The organism is Brevibacterium oceani (assembly GCF_017948325.1).
Classification (GTDB): domain Bacteria; phylum Actinomycetota; class Actinomycetes; order Actinomycetales; family Brevibacteriaceae; genus Brevibacterium; species Brevibacterium oceani.
Genome location: NZ_CP072846.1, coordinates 1,056,232 through 1,081,555, shown reverse-complemented (window position 1 = coordinate 1,081,555; position 25,324 = coordinate 1,056,232). Strand labels below are relative to the sequence as shown.

Here is a 25,324-nt window from a genome sequence, read left to right as displayed (position 1 = left end):
CGCCTCCCTTACTTCCCGAAGACCGGGTTGTGGACCTCGCCGAGGTTGATGTGCACGGACTGCTGTTCAGTGTAGAAGTCGATCGACCGGTACCCGCCCTCGTGGCCGAGGCCCGAGGCCTTGACCCCGCCGAAGGGGGTGCGCAGGTCGCGGACGTTGTTCGAGTTCAGCCACACCATGCCCGACTCGACGGCCTGCGAGAAGTTATGCGCCCGCTTGAGGTCCGAGGTCCAGATGTAGGCGGCGAGACCGTACTTCGTGTTGTTCGCCAGCTCCAGGGCCTCCTCGTCGGAGGAGAACGGGGTGATCGCGACGACGGGGCCGAAGATCTCCTCCTGGAAGATCCGGGCGTCGGGGGCGACGTCGGCGAAGACGGTGGGCTGGACGAAGTTGCCGGTCTCGAATCCCTCGGGACGTCCGCCGCCGGCGACGAGGCGGGCCTCGGTCTTGCCGATCTCGACGTAGGACATGACCTTCTCGAAGTGTTCGGGGTGGACGAGGGCGGCCACCTCGGTGTCGGGATCCGAGGGCAGACCGACCTTCACGCGCTCGGCCTGGGCGGCGTAGCGTTCGACGAACTCGTCGTAGACCGAGTCCTCGACGAGGATGCGCGAACCGGCGGTGCAGCGTTCCCCGTTGAGGGAGAAGACGCCGAAGATCGTGGCGTTGACGGCGGCTTCGAGGTCTGCGTCGGCGAAGACGACGGCCGGGGACTTGCCGCCGAGCTCCATCGACAGGCCCTTGAGCCAGGGTGCGGCGTTGGCGAAGATCGTCTGTCCCGTGCTCGATTCGCCGGTGAAGGAGATGAGCGGAACGTCCGGGTGCTTGACGAGCGAGTCGCCGGCGAAGCCCTCCTCACCGAAGCCGTTGACCATGTTGAACACGCCCTTCGGCAGTCCCGCCTCTTCGAAGATGCCCGGCCACAGGGAGGCCGAGAGTGGGGTGAACTCGGCGGGTTTGAGCACGACGGTGTTGCCGGTCGCGATCGCCGGTCCGAGCTTCCACGACTCGAGCATGAACGGGGTGTTCCACGGGGTGATGAGTCCGGCCACACCGATGGGCTTGCGGTTGACGTAGTTCGCCTGGCGGCCCGGAACCTTGAAGGCATCGTCGACCTGGGCGACGATGAGGTCGGCGAAGAAGCGGAAGTTCTCCGCGGCACGGGACGCCTGGCCCTTGGCCTGGGTGATCGGCAGACCCGAGTCGAAGGACTCCATCGCGGCGAGTTCGTCCTTGCGGGATTCGACGATGTCGGCGATGCGGTAGAGGATCCGGGCGCGCTCGCGTGGCAGCATCGTCGGCCACGGGCCCTCGTCGAAGGCCGTCTTCGCCGCGGTCACAGCCGCTTCGATATCGGCTTTCTTCCCCGAGGCGGCGGTGATGTAGGGCTCGTTCGTCACGGGGTTGAGGACGTCGAACTCCTCCCCGTCGATCGAGTCGACGAACTGCCCGCCGATGTAGTGGCGGATCTTCTCCGGCAGTCCGGCCGGGGGTGTGATGGACTCTGTCATGGCTTGTCCTTTCGTGAGTCAGTGTGCAGATCCGTGGCTGATTCTGCGGTCGTCTGGGAGTTCTGGAAGCTGTGCAGTGTGGCCGAGCGGTGCTCGCGCACGGCCCGTTCGACCTCCTGCGCCGAGGCACGGGCACGGATGAGGGCGACGATGCGAGAGTGCTCCTCCACCGACTCCAGTGCCCGTTCGGGGACGAAGGAGAACGTCGAATCCCGCAGGTGGTTGAGTCGGTCCCATTCGAGTTCGACGAGGGTGCACAGCCGCTCGTTCGGGCAGCGCCGGTAGAGCATTTCGTGGAACTCGTGATTGAGCCGGGTGAACTCGGCCGGTTCGAAATCGTCGAGCAGTGCGCGCATCCGATCGTTGATCTGCTCCGCGGCATCGAGATCACCGGCACCGAGGTGGCCCTGCGCTTGGGCGACGGCCGCGGCTTCGAGGATCGCGACCGTTTCCATCGACTGGGTGTAGGACCCCTGGTCGACCATGGCCACGCGGGCTCCGACATTGCGCTCGAAGGTCACAAGACCGTCGGCTTCCAACCGGCGGATGGCCTCCCGCACCGGCACGACCGAGGTGTCGAGTTCGAGCGCGATCTGCGCGAGCACGAGCTTGTGACCGGGCTGGTAGGTCTGATCGGCGACGCGTTCGCGGATCCACCGGTAGGCGGTTTCGGCCTTGCTCAGTGACGGCGGACCGGCCCCGGCAGCGGCTGCTGGTTCGGTCTTCACCGGGAGGCCTTCCAGTCTTCGAATTTCGTCTTCCATTCGCCCTTGGGCGGGAAGAGTCCTTCGATCGGGTTGCCGGCGGCGACCTGTTCGGCCACCCAGCCGTCCTCGGCCTCCTTCGCCAGGGCCGCGTCGAGGACTTCCTCGACGAGATCACGGGGGATGACGATGGCTCCGTCATCATCGGCGACGATGACGTCGCCGGGCAGGACTGTGGCGTTTCCGCAGGCCACGGCCACGTCGGACTCCCACGGCACGTGGCGGCGGCCGAGCACGGCGGGGTTCCTCGCGGTCGCGAACACGGGCAGGAATCCGGCCACCTCGGCGGAGTCACGGACTCCTCCGTCGGTGATGACTCCGGCGGCGCCGAGGGACTTCGCGCGCAGTGCGAGGATGTCGCCGAGTGTGCCGGAGCCCGATTCGCCCCTGGCCTCGATGACGATGACCTCGCCGGGTCGGATCGAATCGAAGGCTTGCTTCTGCGCGTTGTATCCGCCGCCGTGGGACTTGAACAGGTCCTCGCGGTTGGGTACGAAGCGCAGTGTCTTCGCGGTGCCGACGATCTTCGTTCCCGGCTGCAGCGGGGCGACCCCTTCGATGACGACGTTGTTCAGTCCCCGAGCGCGCAGCTGTGCCGACAGGCCCGCGGTCGGGGCGTCGGTGAGCTTGGCGACGAGGTCGGCATCGAGTCCCGACGCCGCGACGGCATCGGCGTCGCCCTCCGGTGCGAGCCCGGCGGCCTCGCGCGATCCCCAGGCGTCGACGGTCAGGGCCTCATTTACGGCGGGTGTGCTGCCGAGTGACGCGTCGAAATCACCGGGGCCTTCGACCACGGTCGTGGTCAGTCGCCCGGAGCTCAGTTCCTCCCCGTTCGCCGAGGTAGCTGTGACCTCGACCTCGACCGTGTCCCCGGGGGCGACGACGGAGGAACCGGCGGGGGTGCCGGTGAGGATGACGTCTCCGGGTTCGAGGGTGAGGTGCTGACTGAGGTCGGCGACGATGCGCGGCAGGCTGAAGATCAGCTGCGCGGCACTCGTTCCGTCGTCCTGGACGATCTCGCCGTTGACCCAGGTGCGCATGCGCAGGGACTCAGGGTCCGCCTCGGCGGCGGGGATGAGTTCGGGACCGAGCGGGGTGTAGCCGTCACGGGACTTCGAGCGCAGGTTCGACCCCTTATCGGGGGTCTTGATGTCGTAGAGGCCGAAGTCATTGGCTGCGGTCACTCCGGCCACGTGGGACCAGGCGTCGGCCTCGGTGACGTTGCGGGCGGCAGTGCCGATGACGACGGCGATCTCGCCTTCGAAGGCCAAAAGCGAGGTGCCGGCCGGGCGGGCGATCGTCTCCCCTGATCCGGCCACGGAGCTCGCGGCCTTGAGGAAGTAGGACGGCTGGGCGGGCCGCTTTCCGCGCTGCGCGGCCCGGGACTCATACGCCACATGAACGGCGATGATCTTGCCCGGTCGGGCGGGAACACCGGCTGGAGTCGACATCGATCTCACACCTCTTTTCGATTGGCTTCATCACAGATCGTATATGATACGGTTCCTGCAGACAAGTAATCCGGGACACAGCTTCACCGCTGAAACAGCTGTCCCGGATGCAGCATTCGCACGTGAGGACACCGGAGTCATGACAGCACAGCACACCCAGACGAGGGTGGCGTTCGCGACGATCGTCGGCACGAGCATCGAGTGGTACGACTACTTCCTCTATGCGGCGGCCTCGGGACTGATCTTCAATCAGCTCTTCTTCGGCCCGCTCGGTTCGACCATGTCGACCATGGTCGCCTTCGCGACGGTCGGCATCAGCTTCCTCTTCCGCCCCCTGGGAGCCTTCCTCGCCGGTCACTACGGCGACAGGCTCGGCCGGCGGGTCGTCCTCATCATCACCCTCATCGCGATGGGTGCGGCCACAGCCCTCATCGGCTTCCTGCCGACCTATGAGTCCGCAGGCGCACTGGCCCCGATCCTGCTCATCGCCCTGCGCATCGTCCAGGGCGTCTCCGCCGGCGGCGAATGGGGCGGGGCGGTGCTGCTGGCCGTCGAGCACGCGGACGAGAAGTCCCGCGGCCTCCGCGGCTCCTTCCCGCAGATCGGCGTCTCGATCGGCCTGCTGCTCTCCTCCGGAGTGCTCGCGCTGATGACGTCGATCGCCCCGGGTGACGCCTTCCTCGAATGGGGCTGGAGGGTGCCCTTCTACCTCTCCGTCGTCCTCGTGGTCGTCGGGTACTGGATCCGCCGCGGCGTCGAGGAGTCCCCGGTCTTCCACGAGATCGCCGAACGCAAGGAGCGGGTGTCGAATCCCCTGGGCCGCCTGTTCAAGAGCCACTGGCTGCTCGTCATCCTCGCCTCCCTGGTGTTCATGGGCAACAATGCCGCCGGGTACATGACCACGGGCGGATACATCCAGAACTTCGCCACGGACCCGGCGGGGCCCATCGGCCTCGAGCGCGGTCCGGTACTGTGGGCGGTGGCCGCCTCGGCGGTGTCCTGGCTGGTGTTCACGATCATCGCCGGTGCGGTCTCGGACCGGATCGGGCGGCGGACCACCTACATCCTCGGCTGGATCCTGCTGCTGGTCGGCATCGCCTCGCTGTTCCCCCTCGTCAGCACCGGCAGCATCCGGATGCTGCTGCTCGGCCTCGTCATCCTCACCGTCGGCCTGGGCTTCACCTACGGTCAGCAGCCGGCGATGTATGCCGAACTCTTCCCCTCCAGCGTCCGCTTCTCCGGGGTCTCGGTCTCCTATGCGATCGGGTCGATCCTCGGCGGGGCCTTCGCCCCGACGATCGCAAAGGCCCTCGTCTCCGCGACGGGCACGACCACCTCGGTGGCGGTGTATCTGGGCGTCGTCGCCCTGCTCGCGCTCATCGCCACGCTCTTGCTCCGCGATCGCACCGGGATCCCGCTGGGCCCCGACCACGAGGCCGAGCAGTCCGTGAGTCCGATCATCGGATTCGGGCGGTCCTCGACGTCGATATCCACAGAGGCCCCCGACGCCGCGGAGAACTCACGCGGATGACCAGCGACGACGGTGACCGGCACCACCCTGCCGACACCAGATCGTATATGAACTGATAGCATCCAAGTATCACGACGACGTGTCACGAACCGGAGGTTGACATGCATTTCCATCAGAACGGCTACGTCTCTGCTGACCCGCGGATCGAGCAGGCCGCAGGCTTCGGAGTCGATCGCAGCGAGGACCTGCCCGATGAGGTCGATGTCCTCATCGTCGGCAGCGGACCTGCGGGCATGATTGCGGCTGCGCAGCTCTCGCAGTACCCCGACGTCAACGCTCGGATGATCGAGAAGCGTGATTCGCGTCTGGTCATCGGTCAGGCCGACGGCATCCAGGCGCGCTCGGTCGAGACGTTCCAGGCGTTCGGATTCGCCGAGGAGATCATGCGCGAGGGCTACCACATCACGGAGATGTCGTTCTGGAACCCGGATCCGGAGAATCCCGAGCACATCATCCGCACCGGCCGCCCCAAGGACGATGAGCACGGTATCAGCGAGTTCCCGCACCTCATCGTCAACCAGGCGCGCGTGCTCGACTACTTCGCCCAGTTCGCCGCTCAGTCGCCGGGTCGGATCACACCCGACTACGGCATCGAGTTCGTCGATCTCAGCGTCGACACCGGCGTCGACGGGGAAGCCGCGTCGTCGGCGAAAGAACATTCGGTCTCCGTCACCGTCCGCTACACCGCCGGCGAGCGCGCGGGTCAAGAGCGGACCATCCGCGCCGGCTACGTCGTCGGCTGCGATGGGGCCAGGTCGAAGGTGCGGTCGGCAATCGGCCGGACCATGACCGGCGACCAGGCCAATCACGCATGGGGAGTGATGGACGTCCTCGCGAACTCCGACTTCCCCGACATCCGCACCAAATGCGCGATCTCGTCGAAGCACGGCAACATCCTCCACATCCCCCGCGAGGGCGGTCATCTCTTCCGCATGTACGTCGACCTCGGCGAGGTGCCGGAGGACGATGCGCGCAAGGTGCGGTCGACGAGCATCGACGAGATCATCCGTCGGGCGAACGCGATCATCGCCCCGTACAGCATCGATGTGAAGAACGTGGCGTGGCACAGCGTCTACGAGGTCGGGCACCGTCTCACGGATGCCTTCGACGATTCCGATGCGTCGGATCCCGGCTCGCCCTGCCCGCGCGTGTTCATCACCGGCGATGCCTGCCATACGCACTCGGCGAAGGCCGGTCAGGGCATGAACGTATCGATGCAGGACGGGTTCAACATCGCGTGGAAGCTCGGGCAGGTCATTTCGGGTCGGTCGTCGACGGAGCTGCTGCGGACCTATTCGGCGGAGCGTCAGGTGGCGGCGAAGAACCTCATCGACTTCGACAAGGAGTGGTCGACGCTCATGGCGACGCCGCAGGAGGAGCTGCCCGACAAGACCTACCTCGAGGAGTTCTACGTCAAGACCGCAGAGTTCCCGGCCGGATTCATGACCGAGTACACCGAGTCGATGATCACGACGCCGACGAGGCATCAGGAGCTGGCGGCCGGCTTCCCGATCGGCAAGCGGTTCAAGTCGGCGAGGGTCAAGCGCAGCTGTGATGCGAACTTCGTCCACCTCGGCCACGAGGCCCGCGCCGACGGTCGCTGGCGCGTCTACGTCTTCGCCGATCGTGCCGCCCCGACGGTGAGTGACGGGTCGACGGTGAACGGATTGGCCTCCTGGCTGGAGTCTGATCCGGCCTCTCCCCTGGTCGCTTATCGGCGGAAAGGTGAGGACATCGATGCCCTGGTCGAGCTCAGTGTGATCTACCAGCAGGAGCACAAGGAGTTCGCGTTCCCCGATGTGCCGCAGGTCTTCCGTCCGCATGTGGGCGCCTTCGACCTCGAATACGTCGAGAGGATCTATGCGACGCTGCCCGACGAGGACATCTTCGACATCCGCGAGATCAGTCGCGACGGTGCCGTCGTCGTGGTCCGCCCCGACCAGTACGTCTCAGGAATCTTCCCCATCGACGCTCATGAGGAGATCGGCGAGTTCTTCGCGGGGGTCTTTGCCCCGGTGCAGTGAGGTCGCCGCTCACACGGCCGAGCCATGGTTCTTCTTCATGCAGCGTCTGATCCGATCGCGGCGTTCGCGTGTCCGTCGCGCCTGCGCGATGAGTCCGCAGATTCCGGCTGCGAGGAAGCACAGGCTGCCGGCGATCCAGAAGACGAAGCCCGCTGCCGGGTAAGCGATCTCCATGCCGCCGGTGGGCATGCCGTTCGCGGTCTGTCCGTCCCAGAGCAGGTAGGGCGGATCGACGACCATCTGCAGCATGCGCAGGCCCAGCCCTGTCCCGAGGACGATCGCGGCCACCGACCACCACTTCGAGGCCCGCATGAGCCACGCTGTGACGGCACCGACGATAATGACGACCCACAGCAGAAGATAGACCTCGTCGAGGTCGTTCATGTCGATCGGTGAGAACCCGAGGGACGTGACCCGGATCCGCAGGGAATCGGGTTCACCGCTGTCGAGCACGGGCACGAAGATCGTGATCACCCAGCAGGCGACAGCACCCCACGGCAGTGCCTGGGCCACGAGACCGAGACCCCGCCCGATGCCGTCACTCGATCCTGCGTCCGTGGTGCTGTGCTCCCTGCCCATAGGAACGATCCTCGTCTGCGGGGGTGTTCCAGGTGTTCCCGTGATGTTGCAGATCCGCCACGGTCGGGCTGACAGACCGGTCGCGTCCGTCGGATCAGCCGCGGTCGATGATCTGCGCGACCAGCTGCCGCTCGATCTGGCTGTCGCTGCGCACCGGCTCCGACCGCATCTGTCTGATGACGGTGCGCCTCCGGGCGTCCCTCTCGGCGCGGGTGCAGTGCCTGCGGGGAAGGCGCTCGGCGAATTCGGCAGGCGGGTCGATGCTCCACCACTCGCCCGAGACCCCGGCGAGCTTCTCGGCCTCTGCCGAGGTGATCGGCAGGAAGGGAAGACCCACATCGACCTCGCGCGGGTCCGCATCGTCGGCAGGCTCGGGCGGATCTGTCCCGTCCGCAGGCACGGGCTCGCCTTCCGCGCCATTCCCACCGGGCTTCTCCGGTTCGAGGAATCGGGAGAAGGCGAGGCGCCAATCGGCTTCGTCCGGTGGGGAGTTCCCCGACCGGGGCACCGCCTCGGCGCGGGGGAACCTCATTCGGCGCACCAACGCCGGGGTCGTCACCTCGTAGGTGCGGCCGCTCGGGGTGGTGACCTTGAGTCCCTCAGCGGTGGCTTCGTGGAGCCAACCCGGATGCTCCTTGGCGTAATTGCAGGCCGCGCACAGTCCCGAGCCGTTCTCCCAGCTCGTCTGCCCGCCGTCGGCGTAGGACTCGGCATGGTCGGCGTGCCGGATGGGCGCATCGCACCACGGAGTCCGGCACACGTCGTCGCGGAAGACGAGCATCTGGCGCAGGCGACCGGTGAATTCGCGGCCCCGCGCCTCCATACCCACCAGTTGCCCGTCCTCTGGGCGGGTGAAGATCCGGTTGATGAACATCTGAGCCTCGTTCGCGGACACGAACTCGCGCGCCGTCTTCGCCGGCAGCGGGCCGAAGCCCGGCAGCCAGGCCGGCACCATTCCGTCCGAGAACAGCGATTCGGCCTCGACCAGCAGATGGATCTCCGCCGGAACCGCGGCCGCCTCCGCCTGTCCGCTCAGTCGTTCGACGAACAGGTCGGCCATCACCTGCTGACGGCCCCGGCCGTCCGCGCCGCCTCCGGCGGTGATCGTCTCGGCCCCGTCACGGAGGCTCTCGAAGGCGGCGACCGCCTGAGGCAGCGGCAGGATCGCCGAGATCCTGCCCATGCCGTCCTCGATCGGGGTCAGGCTCACCCGACGGTTCGCCGCCGCCTTCGCCGCACGCATCGCGGCCGCTTCGGCGTCCATCTCCGCGCTCAGCGCTCGCGCTTCGGCGCGCAGGCTGCGCACTCCCGCCGGCCCCAGACTGCGCTTCATGCGTGTATCGACTCGGCGACGGTCGGCATCGCCGAGCACGGCAGTCTCCTCGACCATGATCCGCGCCTTGTCCTCGGAGATCTCCCCTGCCGCCAGGGCCTTGAAGGTATTGGGCATGCCGGTCACGACGGTGCGGGAGGTGCTGAGGAACTTCCGTCCCGAACCGGGCGAAACCTTCTTCGCCAGCCCCACCTCGTCGCCGGCCCGGACTCCGCAGTCACGGGCGGGCACACGATTGGCCCGGTCGCGCTCGACGCGCAGTGTCTCGAACGCCACGGCCTCTTCTGCCTGCACGGAGACGACGGTGGCCTTGAGCTCCTCGAGCGCGGTGATCCGCGCGAGCGTCTCCGCCTCGGTGTCGCCGACGTCGAAACCGCGCAGGAGGGCACCGAACCGAGCGATCTCGGTCAGGGCTGCGGAATCCTCCATCGGATCCCGGGCGGGGCCGGTGTCCATAGAACTACGGTACGACGCGGCACTGACACGACTTTCGCGATCACCTCGTCAGCGACCATCATTCCCGGTCAGTATGGGCGTTGCGCCTCAGTCGGCCAGTGGGCAGGCGGCCGGGAAAGGCTCTGCCTCAGCCGACCCCGCGCTGGATCCGGTTGAGGATCATGTCCATCGCGACGATGTTGTGACCGCCCTCGGGGATGATGAGGTCGGCATTGCGCTTCGAGGGCTCGACGTAGAGCTCGTGCATCGGCTTGACCGTGCCCAGATACTGATCCTCCACCGACTGCAGGGTCCGACCGCGATCGACGACGTCGCGTTTGATCCGCCGCAGCAGCCTCACATCGGCGTCGGTGTCGACGAAGAGTTTGATGTCGAGCAGACCGCAGATGCGCGGTTCGGCGAAAATGAGGATGCCCTCGACGATGATCACCGGGGCGGGTTCGACCAGGGTCGTGTCATCGCTGCGGTTGTGGTTCGAGAAGTCATAGACGGGGCTGTCGACCGCCTGCGAGGCCCGCAGCGCGGTGAGGTGGTCGACGAAGAGGTCGTTGTCGAAGGCGTCGAGGTCGTCGTAGTTGACCTGCTCCCGCTCCTCGTACGTCAGCTCGTCGCGCCGCTTGTAGTAGTTGTCGTGGTAGAGCACGGAGGGCGGTCCCGCGCACTTGTCCAACAGCGCCTGAGTCAGCGTCGTCTTTCCGCTGCCGGTGCCGCCGGCCACGCCTACAACCAAAGTCTCCACGCCCCAAATCTATACCACCACCCCCGCCGAGGCGGCTCCCGCCTCCCGTACTCACGCGAGGCTGCGGGTCAGCTGAGTCCACAGCTCCTGGTCGAAGCGGCGCCGCCCGAGCAGGCCCGCCATGTGCCTGACCGCATTGTCGACCTTTCCCCTCCAGACCTCGATCGCGGTCTTCGCGTCCCCGCGGCTCAGGCCCGCGAACATCGCCCGGTCGTCGCTGACGATGCGGTCACTGGCCGGCGAATAGTCGAGCTGGAGCACGGAGATGAACAGCCTCAGCCGCAGCGTCAGGGCCTCGAACGCCCGGGCCGACTCGCGCAGCCCCGAGGCCCTGGCCAACTCCTGCTGGAAGTGCAGATCGGCGTCCTCGACGTCGATCCCGCTGCGTGTCGGCGCCGACGCTTCGACCTGCCGCAGAGCCAGCTGCACGGGCACGAGGTAGCGCTGCGGGCGCAGGGCGAGGGATCTGAGCACCACCTCGCCGATGGCCATCCGGGCCGCATAGAGATCGAGCACATCGACGGTCGTGATCAGCGGGATCCGCGCACCGCCGCGAGATCCGTCGAGCAGCTTGTCATCGACCATCCTCCGCAGGGCCGCGTCGACCGAAGCCCGGGGCACGCGCATGCGTCGGGAGAGCAGGCGAGGATTGATCCGATCCCCGGGCTCATACGCGGAGTCGATGATCTCCTCCCGCAGGGCGATCGCGAGGTGTTCGGTGATCGACCGCGTCTCCTTCGGCAGCCACGAGGAGATCTCCATTGAGTCAGAACTATTGAAACTTCTCGCAGGCTCGGCGCTGCCCGAATCGCTCCAGAACACACCTTCGAGTCCGTTCCTCACCCGGCCGGAGAGCAGGTCGAGCAGCGAGCCGGGTATGTCCTGACATCCGGCGAGGCCGCTCTTGAGGACCTCGAGGAACTCAGCGAAGTCCCGATGCACCTCCACCCGGGAGCCGGGTCCCGCAGGAACGCCGCCGGCGACCTCACCCAGGGGGTCGAAGACGAGGACGTGATCGCTGCCGGCAGAGTCGATGAGTTCGAGCAGTTCCTTCGTCGGCACCTGCCGATGCTCGCTGTCGAAGCGCTGCGCCCATCGCCCCACTCCCGCCGAACGCAGCGCGGCCGCGACCCCTGCGATGCGCCGCTGAATCCGCCGAGGCGGCACCGCAGGTCCACCGGCACCGGCCTCGCCACCGTGGTCGACGGTGCGCACACCGAGGATGAGAAGGGGGAAACCGGCGGCGAAGAGGGTGAGTTCGCGTCCTCCTCCGACCTCGGCGAGGGGGACGGTGAGTCCGCGCACGGAGCGCGAGACGATGCTCTGGCTCAGCCCCGTCGCCTCGGCCAGCGCCCGTGTGGAATAGTCCCTCCCCGAGATCCGAGCCCCGGCAGTGGCGACGAGCGCCTCGACGACCTGATCGGCCGTCTCCTGAATCGGCGGGCGCCCGCTGCGGGGACGATCGGAGAGATCGGAGCGACCGACCCAGCGACGCAGACTCGACGGTGACACACCCGTGCGCGCGGCCACCTCGGCGAGGGTGGAAGTCCTCAGCGCCGCCACGGCTTCACGGCGGAAATCCGGGGAATACATGCCTCAATACTACGACTTCTGACTCAACCACTTCTCATGGTGTATCCAACCTCTTCACCGCCGGATTTCCGCGGCGCATACTGAAGCCGACGACAGCTCCACGGTCAGCGCCGATGCGTGAGAGCACCGCGAAAGACAGAACACCAGGAAAGACAGAGAGGGAAGCACCGTTGCTGCACACCGACACCGATCTCGAAGCGCTCACCGCCCGATCCATCGACACCGTCCGCCGATGGCTGCGGGTGGCGACGTCGAAGACCGCCGCGAAGAACCCTGCGGCCGAACGGCTCTCCGCGGTCCTCTCCGATCCCAACGGCCTCGACTTCACGGTCGGATTCGTCGACCGCGTGGTGCGCACCGATGACGTCCACGCGGCCGCCGATGCGCTGACCGAAGTCGGCAAGCTCGCCCCCGAGACCATGTCCGCACTCGACCGCGCACAGATCAAGGCCGGCGCCGCGCTCGGCCGGATCGCCCCGCAGGTCGTCGTGCCCGCCGCCCGCACCCGCCTGCGCCAGATGGTCGGTCACATGGTCGTCGACGCCCGCGACAAGCAGTTCGGCAAGACCGTGGCCACGCTCACCGGAGACGGGCACCGGCTCAACATCAACCTCCTCGGCGAGGCCGTGCTCGGCGACGGCGAGGCCGACCACCATCTCGAGGAGACCCACCGACTGCTCGCCCGTGAGGACGTCGACTACGTCTCGGTCAAGGTCTCCTCGGTGGCCTCGCAGATCTCGATGTGGGCCTTCGACGAGACCGTCGACTACGTCGTCGACCGCCTCCGCCCCCTCTACCAACAGGCCGCGAAGGCCCCGACGGGGGCGAAGTTCGTCAACCTCGACATGGAGGAGTACCAGGACCTCGAGCTGACGATCGCCGTGTTCACCCGACTGCTCTCCGAACCGGAGTTCAAGGAGCTCGAGGCCGGCATCGTCATCCAGGCCTACCAGCCCGACGCCCTCGGCGCGGTGCAGCGGCTGAGCGAATTCGCCGCGAACCGCGTCGAGAACGGCGGGGTCGGGGTCAAGGTCCGCCTCGTCAAGGGCGCGAACCTCGCAATGGAGACCGTGCACGCCGAGATCGCCGGCTGGCCGGCGACGACGTGCGATTCGAAGCAGTCCACGGACGCGAACTACAAGCGGGTCCTGCACTGGCTGTTCACGCCTGAGCGGATGAAGGGTCTGCGCATCGGCGTGGCCGGGCACAACCTCTTCGACATCGCCTTCGCCCACCACCTCGCCGATGACCGCGAGGTCACCCACCGGGTGGAATTCGAGATGCTCCAGGGCATGGCCAGCGAACAGGCCGCGGCCGTGACCGAGGACGTCGGCGACCTCCTCCTCTACGTTCCGGCCGTGCACCCGAAGGAGTTCGACGTCGCGATCTCCTACCTCGTGCGCCGCCTCGAGGAGAACTCCGCATCGGAGAACTTCATGTCCGGCATCTTCGACCTCGCCAACGGCAACGAGGTGTTCAAGCGCGAGGCCGACCGATTCACCGCCGCCGTCAACCAGCTCGAGGGCATCCTCGAGACCGAGGGAGAGACCGCACCGAAGCCGAACCGGACCCAGGATCGCGCCGCCGAGGCGGATTCCACGGCCGCCGCGGCCACCTCGGTGGTCCCCGGGCAGTTCGTCAACGAACCCGACACCGATCCGTCCCTCCCGGCGAACCAGGCCTGGGTGCGAAAGATCATCGCCGAGGCGACCGCACCGGGCTACCTCGACGACCGTCCTCATGCGCCGAGCGTCGAATCGACGGACGAGCTCGACGAGATGATCGCCCGCGGTCGCGCCGCGGCGAAGGAATGGCGCGGACTCGGGGCTGCCGGTCGCGCGGAGATCCTCCACAAGGCGGCGGATATCTTCGCTGCCCGACGCGGTGAGTTCATCGCCGTCGAGGCCGCCGAGGTCGGCAAGATGCCCTCCCAGTCGGACCCCGAGGTCTCCGAAGCCATCGACTTCATCCGCTACTACGCGCTGAATTCCCTCGAACTCGAGAACCTCGAGGGTGCGACGTTCACCCCGGATGAGATGGTCGTCATCACTCCCCCGTGGAACTTCCCCATCGCGATCCCCACCGGCGGCACGGTCGCTGCCCTGGCGGCCGGGTCCGCGGTGATCCACAAACCGTCGAAGCCGACGCCGCACTGCTCGGCGCTCATCATCGACTGTCTGTGGGAGGCCGGCGTGCCGAAGGACGTCCTCCAGCTGTGCGCCCCCGTCGAACGCGAGCTCGGCCAGCACCTCGTCTCGCACCCCGATGTCGACCGGGTCATCCTCACCGGTGCCTCGGAGACCGCGGCCCTGTTCAAGTCCTTCCGCCCCGAACTCCACGTCAATGCGGAGACCTCGGGCAAGAATGCCCTGGTCATCACACCGGCGGCGGACCGGGACCTGGCGATGGCCGATCTCATGTATTCGGCGTTCGGCCACGCCGGGCAGAAGTGCTCGGCCGCCTCGTTGGGCATCATGGTCGGTTCGACCTACGATTCCGAGCGCTACCGTCGCCAGCTCGTCGATGCCGCCTCGTCGATGGTCGTCGACTGGCCGGCGAACCTCTCGGCCACGATGGGCCCGCTGACCGAGGATCCCTCCGACAAGCTGCGCCGGGCGCTGACCTCGCTCGAGCCGGGCGAGTCCTGGCTGCTCGAGCCCAAACAGCTCGACGACACCGGTCGGCTGTGGAGCCCCGGCATCAAGGACGGGGTCAAGCCGGGGTCGTTCTTCCACCTCACCGAGGTCTTCGGGCCGGTGCTCGGACTCATGCATGCCCGTGATCTCGACGAGGCGATCGAGTTCCAGAACGCCGTGGACTTCGGGCTCACCGGCGGCATCCACTCCCTCGATCCCGAAGAGGTCGCCACCTGGCTCGACCGCGTCGAGGTCGGCAACGCCTACGTCAATCGCGGCATCACCGGGGCCATCGTGCGCCGGCAGTCCTTCGGCGGCTGGAAGCAGTCCTCCGTGGGGCTGGGGTCGAAGGCCGGCGGACCGAACTACCTCATGCTCTTCGGACACTTCGCCAATGACCCGGCCTCGCTGCCCGGCGCCGGCGAGGACGACAGCCAGCGCCTCGAAGCGGCGAAGGCCGACGATCGCCGCTGGTTCGACCGCGAATTCGGGGCGGCCAAGGACCTCACGGGGCTCAACGCCGAGGCGAACATCTTCCGCTACCGTCCTCGCCCGGTGACCCTGCGTGTGACCGCCGAGGCCAGTCTGTTCGACTTCGAGCGGTCGCTGCATGCGGCCGAGACCGTGAGGTCGACGGTGCAGGTCTCCGTCGCCGAGGATGTGTCCGCCGAGGTGAAGCTGGCCATCACGAACGCCAAGATCGCGGCCCGCTCGGAGTCGGCGGCAACCTTCGCCGAGATGGTGGGCGAAGGCAAGTACGACGACACGGTGGGTGCGCGCATCCGCGTCCTCGGCCGTTTCGAGGACGAGCTGCTGGCTGCTGCCGCAGTCCGTCCGGAGGTCGCGGTCATCGATGAGCCGGTGACCACCTCGGGGCGGGTGGAGCTGAGGTACTACGTGCAGGAGCAGGCGGTGTCGATGACGCTGCACCGCTTCGGCAACCCCAGCCGCGACTTTCACACCCTCGCCACCACCCTGAAATCCTGAATTACTACCCGACGGCGGCCCAGCAACCTTGCGCGAGGTTGCTGGGCCGCCGTCACGTAGTTTTGGGGAGGGAAGGTGGGTTGGCAGTCAGCGTGTAGGATCGGTCACATCCGTGACGTTCAGTGGACTGCCCGAGTGTTCACAAGCTGTTCACATCTTCGTCGTCGTCGTCGAAGTGTGGGCCGGTAGGGTGCAAGAGTCTGCGCGCGTGGAGCGTCACGTTGTGCACCGCTTCTCAGCCTTGACGAAAGGGCCCCATGAAAGTCACGACCACCTTCTCCACCGCCGCAGCGATCAGTCTCGTCGCGGGACTGACGCTCCCGCCTGCTTCCGCCGGAGCTGCCACCGTCGCGGACGCCGATGCTTCGGTCGGCGACACCCACATCTCCGAGATCGCCTACACCCTCGACACGGACTTCATCGAGATCGCCGCCGACCCCGGCACCGACGTCTCTGGCTGGACCGTCGGTTCGGTCACTCGCGGCGGCAGCGTGCAGGCGCAGGAGAACACGACCACGGTGCCGGAGGACACGACGGTCGGCGACTCCGGTGCGCTGGCGCTCGAGGTGCCGATCACGAACTCCGTCAAGGCCGGCTCGGTCGCTGACGGCGAATACGGTTCGAGCGCGTACGTCATCGACGAATCCGGCGCGCTCCTCGACTTCCAGCAGATCGGCGGCACCGTCGGCGGCAAGGGAGTCACCGGCACGAAGAACACCTACACCCCCGCCCCCGTCATCGGCCAGGAGGCCGAACCGACCGGCGCGACCGCCTCGGGCGGAGACTCGATCCAACTCGTCGGCGACACCTGGACCTCCGCCGCCCCGACCCCCAACGCCCTGCCCGACGGCGACGACGGCGATGACACCACTCCCGGTGAGGTCACTCCGATCGCCGACATTCAAGGCACGGGCGAGGCCAGTCCCCTTCAGGGCAAGACGGTGACCACCCGCGGCCTCGTCACCGCCGCGTATTCCGACGGCGGCCTCGACGGCTACTACATTCAGACGCCGGGCTCCGGCGGCTCCGACGATGCGACCCCGGGAGCCTCCGACGGCGTCTTCGTCTACTCCCCCGACACCGTCGCGGACGTGAACATCGACGACCACGTCGAGGTCACCGGCAAAGTGTCCGAACGCTACGGCCAGACCCAGATCTCCGTGTCCACCAGCGGGCTGACCACGCTCGATGAGCCCGCCGAGGCGGTCAAGCCGGTCGAGGACGCCTTCCCCTCCGACGATGCCGAGCGCGAAGCCCTCGAAGGTATGCTCCTCCAGCCCGACGAGGAGCTGACCGTGGCCGACAACTACAACACGAACACCTACGGTGAGGTCGTGCTGGCCACCGGCGAGGGCACGCTGCCGCAGGCCACCGACGTCGAACGCCCCGGCACCCCGGAGGCGACGGCACTCGAGGAGGAGAATCTCGACCGCGAGGTGGTCCTCGACGACGGTGCCACCGTGAACTTCCTCAAGTCCGACACGGACGTGCCGCTGCCTTACCTGAGCAAGGACGCCCCGGTCCGCGTCGGCGCGAAGGCGTCGTTCACCTCGCCGGTGGTGCTCGGTTTTGATCACGAGAAGTGGCGGTTCCAGCCGACCACCCGCCTGACCGGGGACAACGCCGAGGCGGTGCAGCCGACCACGTTCACCGACACTCGCAGCGACGCACCCGAATCCGTGGGCGGGCAGGTCAGCCTCGCAAGCTTCAACGTCCTCAACTACTTCACCACGACCGGCGATCAGCTCGACGGGTGCGAATACTACGACGACCGCGAGGGCAATCACATCACCGTTCGCGGCGGCTGCGATGCCCGCGGCGCTGCGAATGCCGAGAGTCTCAAACGGCAGGAGACGAAGATCGTCACCGCGATCAACAAGCTCGACGCTTCGGTGGTCTCGCTCATGGAGATCGAGAACTCCGCTGCGTTCGGCGATGACCGCGACGATGCCCTGCAGACTCTCGTCGATCGCCTCAACGAGGCGGCCGGGTCCGAGAAGTGGGCGTTCGTCCCCTCCCCCGCCGAGGTTCCCGCCGATGAGGACGTCATCCGGACCGCGCTGATCTATCAGCCCGCCGAGGTGGCTCCGCAGAGCGAATCGACGATCCTTGAGGACGAAGATGCGTTCTCCAACGCCCGCGAACCCTTGTCCCAGGCGTTCGCCCCGAAGGATTCGTCCGGCGCAGTCGAGAAGGACAAGACCTTCGTGACGATCTCGAATCACTTCAAGTCCAAGGGCTCGGGCTCCGGCCCGGGCAATGAGGACAGCGGTGACGGTCAGGGAGCGTCGAACGCCGACCGCGTCAAGCAGGCGAAGTCGCTCGTCGACTTCGCCGGAGACCGGCAGAAGGCCGCGGGCAGCGATTACGTCTACCTCCTCGGCGACTTCAACTCGTACACGCAGGAGGATCCGATGCAGGTCTTCTACGAGGCCGGCTTCAAGGACGTCGCCTCCGAGAAGACTGCCAAGTCGACCTACGTCTACGGTTCGCGCACCGGCAGCCTCGACCATGTGCTCGCCCTCGATTCCTCGAGTGCGAACGGACAGAGCACCGGCACCGAGGCGGCCCTGCCTTCCAGCGGATTCGACGCGATCACCGGGGCCGATGTCTGGAACATCAACTCGGTTGAGGCGCTGGCGCTGGAATACAGTCGCTTCAACTACAACGCGGCCGATCTGTTCGCACCCGACCAGTTCCGCGCCTCTGACCACGATCCGGTGGTCGTCGGACTCTTCGACGAGGACTCGGATGACGGGGATGACTCGGATGGTGGCTCGGATAGCGGGGATTCCGCTGATTCGGACGGTGCCGACGAAGGTTCCGAAGACACAGACGGTTCGAATGAAGCCGATGGCGGAAGCTCTTCTGCCGAAGGTAGCGACTCCGCCGGCGGCGACTCGGACGGAACCGACGCCGCAGGTGCGACCGCTGGCTCCGACGGCGCCAGCAACGGCGGCTCGTCCGCTGGCTCCGACGGCGCGAGCGGTACCGCGTCAGCCTCGAGCAACGCCAACGAGAGCGATAGCGGCAGCACTGGCAGCGACGCGGGTGGCCATCTGCCCCGGACGGGTACCGATCCGACGGTGATGATGGCGATCGCGGCGGGCCTCATCGTGATCGGCGCGAGCGTCGTCCTCCTTGTCCGCCGACGCCGCCTGAGCTGAGACGAGCAGCCGGGGTACGGCTCAATCGCTGACGGCGACCTTCCCGATCATGAGCACCCGTGCGGTGCGGAAGAGGGAGGTCGCCGTCACCGTCTGCGCGTCGTCGTCCCACACCGCCGAGGCGGTTACCACTCCCGAGGGTGTGCCCAGTCGCACCTCGGGCCCGGTCCAGTCGGGATTGTTGCGATCGATGATTCCGCGGACGAACGAATCACGTTCGGGCAGCAGCGCGGCCGCAGCCAAGCACATCGCAGCGGTTCCTGGGACAGCCTTGTGCGCCTGTCCCATTGATATGACACGGACGAGGATGTCGACATCGGCGGCGGGAAGCTCGGTGCCGTCGAGGAGTGTTGTCGACTGCGGATTGCTGACGATCGCGACCTTCGGCACGACCTCCGGTGCGGACTCCGGCGTCGAACATAGGCCCATGCGCACGGCTGCCGTCCGCCTCAGTTCGCCGATCAGCCGCATCGTCGGAGCGCTGGCGTCGATGGCTCCCGGAGCCTCCGTGCCGCGCAGCATCACCAGCGATGACGGCACGACGACCAAAGGCAGAGTGGCGTCGACGAGAGTCGCCTCGAACCGGCGCCCGTCCACGTCGAACTCCTCGCGCGCGACTCCGGTCGGCAGCAGCTCACCGGTCCGGCTGCCGGCAGGGTCGGGGTAGATGAGTTCGATCGGGGCGCCCGTGCCGCTGACACCCGGCAGAACGAGCTCTCCGTCGACAGCAGCCTGCCCGTCGACCACGCCCAGCCCGACGTCGACGAACTTCTGCGTGTTCGTATTGAACAGGCGGAAGACGTGCCACCCGTCGGAGGCCGTGACCAACCCGGCCGACAGGGCGAAGGGCACGACCCCGGACGACAGATTTCCGCAGTTGCCGGAGTAGTCGACGGCCGCCTCGGCGATGGCGACCTGCCCGAACGTGTAGTCGAGGTCGACGCCCTCCCGCGCCGAGGCGGACACGACCATCACCTTCGACAGGGAGGAGATGCCTCCGCCCATCCCGTCGAGCTGGCGACCGAAGGAATCCGGAGATCCCATCGCCGAGGTGAACACGGCGTCCCACGCAGAAGTGTCACCGCCGTCCCCCAGCACGGGCAGCGCATCTTCGCGGAAGAACAGGCCCTTGCTCGTGCCGCCGCGCACAAAGGCGGCCTCGATCCATCGCGTCATGGAGCTAGGCTAGCCGACGGCACCGACGTCACCACCCGCTCACTTCACCGACTTCGGCACAATGGCCATCGCGGCGAATCCGAACACGGCGACGACGGCGAAGAGGTAGAAGCCCCACGGATAGGCGATGCCCGCGGTGACCAGGGCACCGGTGATGAAGGGTCCGACGATCGCGCCGATGCGCCCGATGCCCGACGCCATGCCGAGCGCCGTGCCCCGCGCCTGCGCGGGATAGATCGCGGAGACGAACGCATAGACGAGCACCTGGGCGGAGAAGACGAAGACTCCGGTGATGAACACGGCGATGTTGAGCAGCACCTGGCTGGTCATCGGGATCGACAGGGCAGCGAGGAAGATCGCGGCGAGGATGAACCACATCAGCACGATCTTCTTCGTCCCGTGCTTATCGGCCAGCCAGCCGGCCAGGACGAGTCCGACGACGGCGCCGATGTTCATCACGAAGAGCATGACGAGCGAGTCCGAGACCTCGTAGCCGGCGTCGGCCATGATCTTCGGCAGCCACGTGTTGAGTCCGTAGACGAGGAGGAGACCCATGAAGCTCGCCGCCCACACGCCGATCGTCACGAGCGCCAGCTTGCCTTCGAAGAGTCCGGCCAGGCCCGTCTTCGCGTTCGCATCGACGGCGCCGGTCGGGTCGTTCGTTTCCGCTTCGCGCACCGTCGCCGAGGCGGCCGCCGGGTCCCGTTTCGCCTGCGCGGCGATGAGGAACGCCTGGGATTCGGGCAGCTTCCACCACAGCAGGGGAACCATGAGCAGTCCCGCGATGCCGCCGGCAAGGAAGAGCAGGTGCCAGTTGTGCGAGTAGGCCACGGCGAGCAGGGAGATCGCGACGGCGCCGGCGTGGTAGCCGGTCATCGTCAGCGTCGTGGCCTTGCCGGTGTTGCCGGCCTTCGTGTATTCGCCGATGTAGGCCAGGCAGCTGGGCATCACGGCGCCGAGGAAGAGTCCGGCGATGAAGCGGAACGTCGTGAACAGGGCGACGTTCGGGGCGAAGGCGACGAAGAGGGTGAAGACGCTGAAGCCGATGACGCAGGCGATGATCGCCCACCGGCGTCCGATCCGGTCGACGACCGGCCCGACGGCCACGGCGCCGAGGCCGACTCCCACCAGGCTGAGCGTGGCCACGACGGTGGCCGCCTCGGGGGTGAAGCCGAGCGCCCCGGTGGCGAGCAGCTCGGGGATGACCGCGCCGAGGACGACGAGGTCGAAGCCCTCGAGGGCGACGGCGAGCCAGCAGAGGACGGCAGGCCAGCGCCCGGCCGAGGCGGCAGGGGCGGTAGGCAGAGAAGGAGCAGGTGAGGACATCGGTGTCTCCGGAAGGTCAGATATTCGGCTGGTCAGAACGGGTAGGGTGCGATGGATGAGCGCATCGTCACCCATTGGGTTTCGGTGAAGGCTTCGATATTGGCCTCGGCGCCGCCGAAGCGGGAGCCGTTGCCGGAGTCCTTCATTCCGCCGAAGGGGACATTGGCCTCATCGGAGACGGTCTGTTCGTTGATGTGGACCTTGCCCGTGTCGACGAGGTCGGCCAGCTCCATGGCCATGCCCACATCCCCGAGGATGCCCAGCGACAGGCCGTATTCGCTGGCGTTGACCATCTCAGCGGCCTCCTCGAGGGTCGAGAACGTGGCCACGGGAGCGACGGGTCCGAAGATTTCCTGCGTCCACGCCGGGTTCGACGGGCTGAGATCCGTGAGCACCGTGGGCGGGACGAACGCCCCTTCGCCGGGTCCCCCGGCGACGAGGCGGGCACCGTCGGCGGTGGCCTTGTCGAGGATGTCGCGGACGTGGGTGCGCTGCTTGTCGTCGATGATCGGCCCGATCGCGACCTCCTCGGTGGCGGGATCGCCCACCGGCAGGTTCCGGGCACGCTCGGCCAGCTGCTCGACATAGTCGTCGACGATCGATTCGTGGACGAGGTGGCGACCGGTGGTCATGCAGATCTGCCCCTGATGCATCCACGACCCGAAGGCCCCCGCCGAGGTGGCCGGACCGACCTCGGCGCCGGGCAGGACGACGAGCGCATTGTTGCCCCCGAGCTCGAGGTGGCAGCGCTTGAGGAGGCGACCGGCGGCTTCGCCGACCTTCCGTCCCGCCGCGGTCGAGCCGGTGAAGGAGATGACCGAGACCTCGGGGGCTGCGACGACGGCTTCCCCGGCGTCTAGCCCGCCGGGCAGGACCTGCAGGAGCCCCTCGGGCAGTCCCGCCTCGGCGAAGATCCGCGCAATCGACACTCCTGCGCACACGGCGGTGCGCGGGTCGGGTTTGAGCAGAACCGCGTTGCCCAGGGCGAGCGCGGGGGCGACCGAACGGATGCCGAGGATGAGCGGGAAGTTGAACGGGGCGATGACGGACACGACCCCGGCAGGCACGCGGCGGGCGAAGGACCAGCGGGGTTCGTTCGAGGTCAGCACCTGCCCCTTCGGGTGGCTGGGCAGGGCGGAGGATTCAAAGCAGATCTGCTCGGCGGAGCTGAGCTCGAGCGCGGCCTTGGCCGGGATCGAGCCGGCCTCGCGGACGATCCACCCGGAGATCTCCTCGGCGTGTTCGGCCCACAGTGCGCCGGCTCGGCGGAGCACGGCGGCGCGTTCGGCCGGGGTCGTGCGCGCCCATTCCTTCTGTGCAGCCGCGGCACGGGTGGCCGCAGCGCTGACGTCATCGGCGCTGGCGGCGCCGAGGCGGCCCAACGTCTGCCCCGTCGCGGGTTCGACGACGTCGTAGGTCTGACCCGCACCCTCGGTCCAGGTGCCGGTGAAGATCTTTTCGTGCCAGTCGGTTCCTAGGAACGTGGTCTCACTCATCGTCTGCCTCACTTCTTCTCGGGACGGGTCTTCTCGGTGGAAACTTCGATGAGGGTGGGCACTCCGCGGCCGGCACGGTCGGCCGCCTCGGCGAGCAGTCGGTCGAGGTCAGCGGCAGTGTCCGCGTGTTCGGCGCTCATACCGTAGCCGCGCGCGATGGACACGAAGTCGACCTCGCCGAGGTCGATCCCGGGTGCTTTATCGACGCCGAGCATGTCCGCGAACCAGTCGAGTGCCCCGTAGGTGCCGTTGCGCAGCAGGACGATGATGACGCCGATGTTCTCTTCCACGGCGGTGCGCAGCGCGGAGATCGAGTAGTGCGCGGAGCCGTCGCCGATGATCGCGACGACCGGGCGATCCGGGTCGGCCAGGGCGACACCCATGGACGCGGGCAGTCCCCACCCGAGGCCGCCCGAGGCGGGAAAGAAGTAGGAGCCGGGCAGATTGAGGTCCATCTGCGTCCAGAAGGCGGCGTTCGTCGACGTCGATTCGACGACGAAGCGGGTCTCAACCGGCATCGATTCGCGCAGGCTCGCGAAGACCTCCTCCGGGTGGAGGACCCCATCGATCGCCGAGGTGGCCGGACCGGGAATGGCCCGTGCGGGTTTCGTGCGGGTTGAGTCTGTCTCCGAGGTCGGGGTGACGTCGAGGGCCTCCCCCAATGCGAGGATCGTGTCGACGGGGTCGGCGATGAGGGCATCGCCGAAGGGGGCGCGGGCGGCGGCCGCGGAGTCGTCGTCGATCTGGATGAGTTCGGTGGTCTCGGGCAGATACCGTCCCGGCTGCCACTGGTGGTAGCGGAAGACGGGGGCGCCGATGACGAGTGCGAGGTCGTGGGCGCCGAGAATCTCACCGATCGGGGCGATGCCGGCGGGCAGGACTCCGCGGAAGTTCGGATGCTGGTTGGGAAACGGCAGGCGCGGCAGCGAGGGCGCGGCCCAGACGGGGAGGTCGAGGGCCTCGGCCAGCGCGATGCTGGTGTCCCAGGCACGGTCGTCGTCGACGTCCGGGCCGAGCACGAGCACCGGTGAGGATGCGTCGCGCAGCTTGTCGGCAAGGGTGGTGATGGCGGCAGGGTCGACGGTGCGGGCGGAGGACACGTTCCGGCTCAGTTGGGCGACGACCTCGGCGGGCACCTCGGCGTCCCAGTCGTCGTAGGGCACGGAGAGGTAGACGGGACCGTCTTCGGCGGCGAAGACGGATTGGGAGAAGGCGCGGGGAACATCGGCTGCGCTCAGCGGTTCGAGCGATTGGTGGACGAGGGGTTCGGCGAGTTTCGTCGCCTGGACGTTGGCGAGCATGACCTCGGGCCCGACCATGTCACGGACCTGCTGGCCGGCGGTGATGACGAGCTTCGACTTCGAGATCGCCGAGTTCGTCAGGGCCCCGAGCCCGTTGCCGGTGCCCGACGCGGCATGGAGGTTGACCAGGGTGGGCCGATTCGTGATCTGGGAGTAGCCGTCGGCCATCGCCACGACTGTGGCTTCGTGGAGGCCGAGGATGTAGCGAGCGGGCAGATCCTTGAGGAAGGGCAGCTCATTGGAGCCGGGATTGCCGAACATCGTGGTCATCCCGTGGAAGGCCATGAGTTCGTGGACGGCTTGGCGAACCGTGACTGTCGTCATCGACGTGATGCTCCTTGTGATGGTGGATCTGCGGGCACAGTCGATTGCGGACTGTGGTGCACATCTCGCCACATTAGTGACACGGACCACGGGGAGCCATAGTGGTCCCATTGATCGAGAATTCTGGGCGAGAACCGCTAGACTCCGGGGTATGGCGAACTCCCCGTCCGGCGACTCGATGATCGATCGACTCGTCCGCGTGCTTGCGTCCTTCGACCCGGATCATCAGAGCCTGGGCGCCGAGGAGATCGCCGATCGCGCCGACCTGCCGAAGTCGACGGCCTACCGGCTGATCACCGACATGATGCGCCATGATCTGCTGCAGCGCGACCCGACCGGGCGAATTCGCATCGGCGTGGGCATGTGGGAGCTGTCGAATCGGGCCTCGGATGCCGTCGATCTCGCATCGGTGGCCCGCCCGCACATGATGGCCGTGCACGAGTTCGTCGGTGAGAACACCCAGCTGGGCATTCTGCGGGAGCGTGAGGTGCTCATCATCGAGCGGATGTCGGCGCCGAACGCTGTCATCCACCGGTCGAAGACGGCCGGGCGCCTGCCGGCGCATGCCTCTTCGTGCGGGCTGGTGCTGCTGGCCTATGCACCGAAGCATGTGCGGGAGGCGTATCTGCGCGGACCGTTGGCGGCGATCACGGAGAAGACGACGACGGATCCCGCAGAGCTGCGCAGGATGTTCGCGTCGATCCGTTCGCACCATTTCGCTGAGCTCTCCGGTCATATCGACGAGGGCACGACGGGCATCACGGTCCCGGTCTTCGACGCCGGCGGCCTGGCCATCGCCGGGCTCGGCGTCGTCATCGATTCGGAGCACCGCAAAGGAGTGCCCGCGATCATGCGGGCCTTGCGGACAGCCTCGGCGAGGATCACTCAGGACCTGGCGGCCGAGGATAAGGTCTCCACGGGCTGAACCGT

Annotated in this window: 16 protein-coding genes; 5 read left to right on the top strand and 11 right to left on the bottom strand. The window is 67.3% G+C overall.

All coding sequences use genetic code 11. The features are described 5' to 3' along the window. Positions 1–8 precede the first annotated feature (8 nt). From J9314_RS04595 to J9314_RS04585, 3 genes are read right to left on the bottom strand one after another with little or no spacing between them, the layout of a single operon-like run. Positions 9–1,511 (bottom strand): aldehyde dehydrogenase, encoded by a 1,503-nt coding sequence (locus J9314_RS04595; protein WP_210604754.1) that lies wholly within the window; start codon positions 1,509–1,511, stop codon positions 9–11. Beyond that, positions 1,508–2,239: a GntR family transcriptional regulator gene (locus J9314_RS04590; protein ID WP_246490612.1), complete on the bottom strand. Its 732-nt coding sequence runs from the start codon at positions 2,237–2,239 to the stop codon at positions 1,508–1,510. The genes J9314_RS04595 and J9314_RS04590 overlap by 4 nt, the downstream gene beginning before the upstream one ends. Further along, positions 2,236–3,726: a fumarylacetoacetate hydrolase family protein gene (locus tag J9314_RS04585; RefSeq protein WP_210604752.1), complete on the bottom strand. Its 1,491-nt coding sequence runs from the start codon at positions 3,724–3,726 to the stop codon at positions 2,236–2,238. The genes J9314_RS04590 and J9314_RS04585 overlap by 4 nt, the downstream gene beginning before the upstream one ends. A 139-nt stretch (positions 3,727–3,865) precedes the next feature. Between J9314_RS04585 and J9314_RS04580 the strand changes: the two genes are divergently transcribed. Beyond that, a complete protein-coding gene (locus tag J9314_RS04580; RefSeq protein ID WP_210604751.1) occupies positions 3,866–5,257 on the top strand; it encodes an MFS transporter in 1,392 nt (463 codons plus the stop codon). A gap of 101 nt (positions 5,258–5,358) precedes the next feature. Next, positions 5,359–7,281, top strand: a complete 1,923-nt coding sequence (locus tag J9314_RS04575) for an FAD-dependent monooxygenase (protein ID WP_210604750.1) — start codon at positions 5,359–5,361, stop codon at positions 7,279–7,281. A gap of 9 nt (positions 7,282–7,290) precedes the next feature. Here J9314_RS04575 and J9314_RS04570 read toward each other — a convergent pair whose 3' ends face one another. The 4 genes from J9314_RS04570 to J9314_RS04555 all read right to left on the bottom strand — a co-directional run bounded on the left by J9314_RS04570 (position 7,291) and on the right by J9314_RS04555 (position 11,981). Continuing rightward, complete coding sequence (locus tag J9314_RS04570) at positions 7,291–7,860, bottom strand: hypothetical protein (RefSeq protein ID WP_210604749.1); 570 nt, start codon at positions 7,858–7,860, stop codon at positions 7,291–7,293. 94 nt (positions 7,861–7,954) lie between these two features. Continuing rightward, entirely contained in the window at positions 7,955–9,649 is a 1,695-nt protein-coding gene (locus J9314_RS04565; protein WP_210604748.1) for an HNH endonuclease, read from the bottom strand. A gap of 127 nt (positions 9,650–9,776) precedes the next feature. Next, positions 9,777–10,388, bottom strand: coding sequence for a uridine kinase (gene udk / locus J9314_RS04560; RefSeq protein ID WP_246490611.1), 612 nt, complete (start codon positions 10,386–10,388; stop codon positions 9,777–9,779). A 51-nt stretch (positions 10,389–10,439) separates the two neighbouring features. Beyond that, a complete protein-coding gene (locus J9314_RS04555; RefSeq protein WP_210604747.1) occupies positions 10,440–11,981 on the bottom strand; it encodes an FCD domain-containing protein in 1,542 nt (513 codons plus the stop codon). A gap of 113 nt (positions 11,982–12,094) precedes the next feature. Here J9314_RS04555 and J9314_RS04550 point away from each other — a divergent pair, with 113 nt between their 5' ends. Further along, positions 12,095–15,604 (top strand): bifunctional proline dehydrogenase/L-glutamate gamma-semialdehyde dehydrogenase, encoded by a 3,510-nt coding sequence (locus J9314_RS04550; RefSeq protein ID WP_210604746.1) that lies wholly within the window; start codon positions 12,095–12,097, stop codon positions 15,602–15,604. A 257-nt stretch (positions 15,605–15,861) separates the two neighbouring features. Then, complete coding sequence (locus tag J9314_RS04545) at positions 15,862–18,771, top strand: ExeM/NucH family extracellular endonuclease (RefSeq protein ID WP_210604745.1); 2,910 nt, start codon at positions 15,862–15,864, stop codon at positions 18,769–18,771. A gap of 21 nt (positions 18,772–18,792) precedes the next feature. Here J9314_RS04545 and J9314_RS04540 read toward each other — a convergent pair whose 3' ends face one another. The 4 genes from J9314_RS04540 to mdlC are packed head-to-tail and all read right to left on the bottom strand — an operon-like array spanning position 18,793 to position 24,394. After that, the gene (locus J9314_RS04540; RefSeq protein WP_210604744.1) at positions 18,793–19,947 is read right to left on the bottom strand and encodes a PrpF domain-containing protein; all 1,155 of its coding nucleotides are present in this window, start codon (positions 19,945–19,947) and stop codon (positions 18,793–18,795) included. Between the two features lie 39 nt (positions 19,948–19,986). Then, a complete protein-coding gene (locus J9314_RS04535; protein WP_210604743.1) occupies positions 19,987–21,273 on the bottom strand; it encodes an MFS transporter in 1,287 nt (428 codons plus the stop codon). 32 nt (positions 21,274–21,305) lie between these two features. After that, entirely contained in the window at positions 21,306–22,769 is a 1,464-nt protein-coding gene (locus J9314_RS04530) for a benzaldehyde dehydrogenase (RefSeq protein WP_210604742.1), read from the bottom strand. An 8-nt stretch (positions 22,770–22,777) separates the two neighbouring features. Then, the gene (gene mdlC / locus J9314_RS04525) at positions 22,778–24,394 is read right to left on the bottom strand and encodes a benzoylformate decarboxylase (protein WP_210604741.1); all 1,617 of its coding nucleotides are present in this window, start codon (positions 24,392–24,394) and stop codon (positions 22,778–22,780) included. A gap of 151 nt (positions 24,395–24,545) precedes the next feature. Here mdlC and J9314_RS04520 point away from each other — a divergent pair, with 151 nt between their 5' ends. Beyond that, entirely contained in the window at positions 24,546–25,319 is a 774-nt protein-coding gene (locus J9314_RS04520) for an IclR family transcriptional regulator (RefSeq protein ID WP_210604740.1), read from the top strand. The last annotated feature ends 5 nt before the right edge of the window (positions 25,320–25,324 follow it).

Coding starts and splice junctions, on each gene's coding strand:
- J9314_RS04565 (WP_210604748.1), bottom strand. CDS start 9,649: ATGGACACCGGCCCCGCCCGGGATCCGATGGAGGATTCCGCAGCCCTG.
- mdlC (WP_210604741.1), bottom strand. CDS start 24,394: ATGACGACAGTCACGGTTCGCCAAGCCGTCCACGAACTCATGGCCTTC.
- J9314_RS04575 (WP_210604750.1), top strand. CDS start 5,359: ATGCATTTCCATCAGAACGGCTACGTCTCTGCTGACCCGCGGATCGAG.
- J9314_RS04570 (WP_210604749.1), bottom strand. CDS start 7,860: ATGGGCAGGGAGCACAGCACCACGGACGCAGGATCGAGTGACGGCATC.
- J9314_RS04595 (WP_210604754.1), bottom strand. CDS start 1,511: ATGACAGAGTCCATCACACCCCCGGCCGGACTGCCGGAGAAGATCCGC.
- J9314_RS04555 (WP_210604747.1), bottom strand. CDS start 11,981: ATGTATTCCCCGGATTTCCGCCGTGAAGCCGTGGCGGCGCTGAGGACT.
- J9314_RS04585 (WP_210604752.1), bottom strand. CDS start 3,726: ATGTCGACTCCAGCCGGTGTTCCCGCCCGACCGGGCAAGATCATCGCC.
- J9314_RS04530 (WP_210604742.1), bottom strand. CDS start 22,769: ATGAGTGAGACCACGTTCCTAGGAACCGACTGGCACGAAAAGATCTTC.
- J9314_RS04550 (WP_210604746.1), top strand. CDS start 12,095: ATGCGTGAGAGCACCGCGAAAGACAGAACACCAGGAAAGACAGAGAGG.
- J9314_RS04580 (WP_210604751.1), top strand. CDS start 3,866: ATGACAGCACAGCACACCCAGACGAGGGTGGCGTTCGCGACGATCGTC.
- J9314_RS04540 (WP_210604744.1), bottom strand. CDS start 19,947: ATGACGCGATGGATCGAGGCCGCCTTTGTGCGCGGCGGCACGAGCAAG.
- J9314_RS04520 (WP_210604740.1), top strand. CDS start 24,546: ATGGCGAACTCCCCGTCCGGCGACTCGATGATCGATCGACTCGTCCGC.
- J9314_RS04535 (WP_210604743.1), bottom strand. CDS start 21,273: ATGTCCTCACCTGCTCCTTCTCTGCCTACCGCCCCTGCCGCCTCGGCC.
- J9314_RS04545 (WP_210604745.1), top strand. CDS start 15,862: ATGAAAGTCACGACCACCTTCTCCACCGCCGCAGCGATCAGTCTCGTC.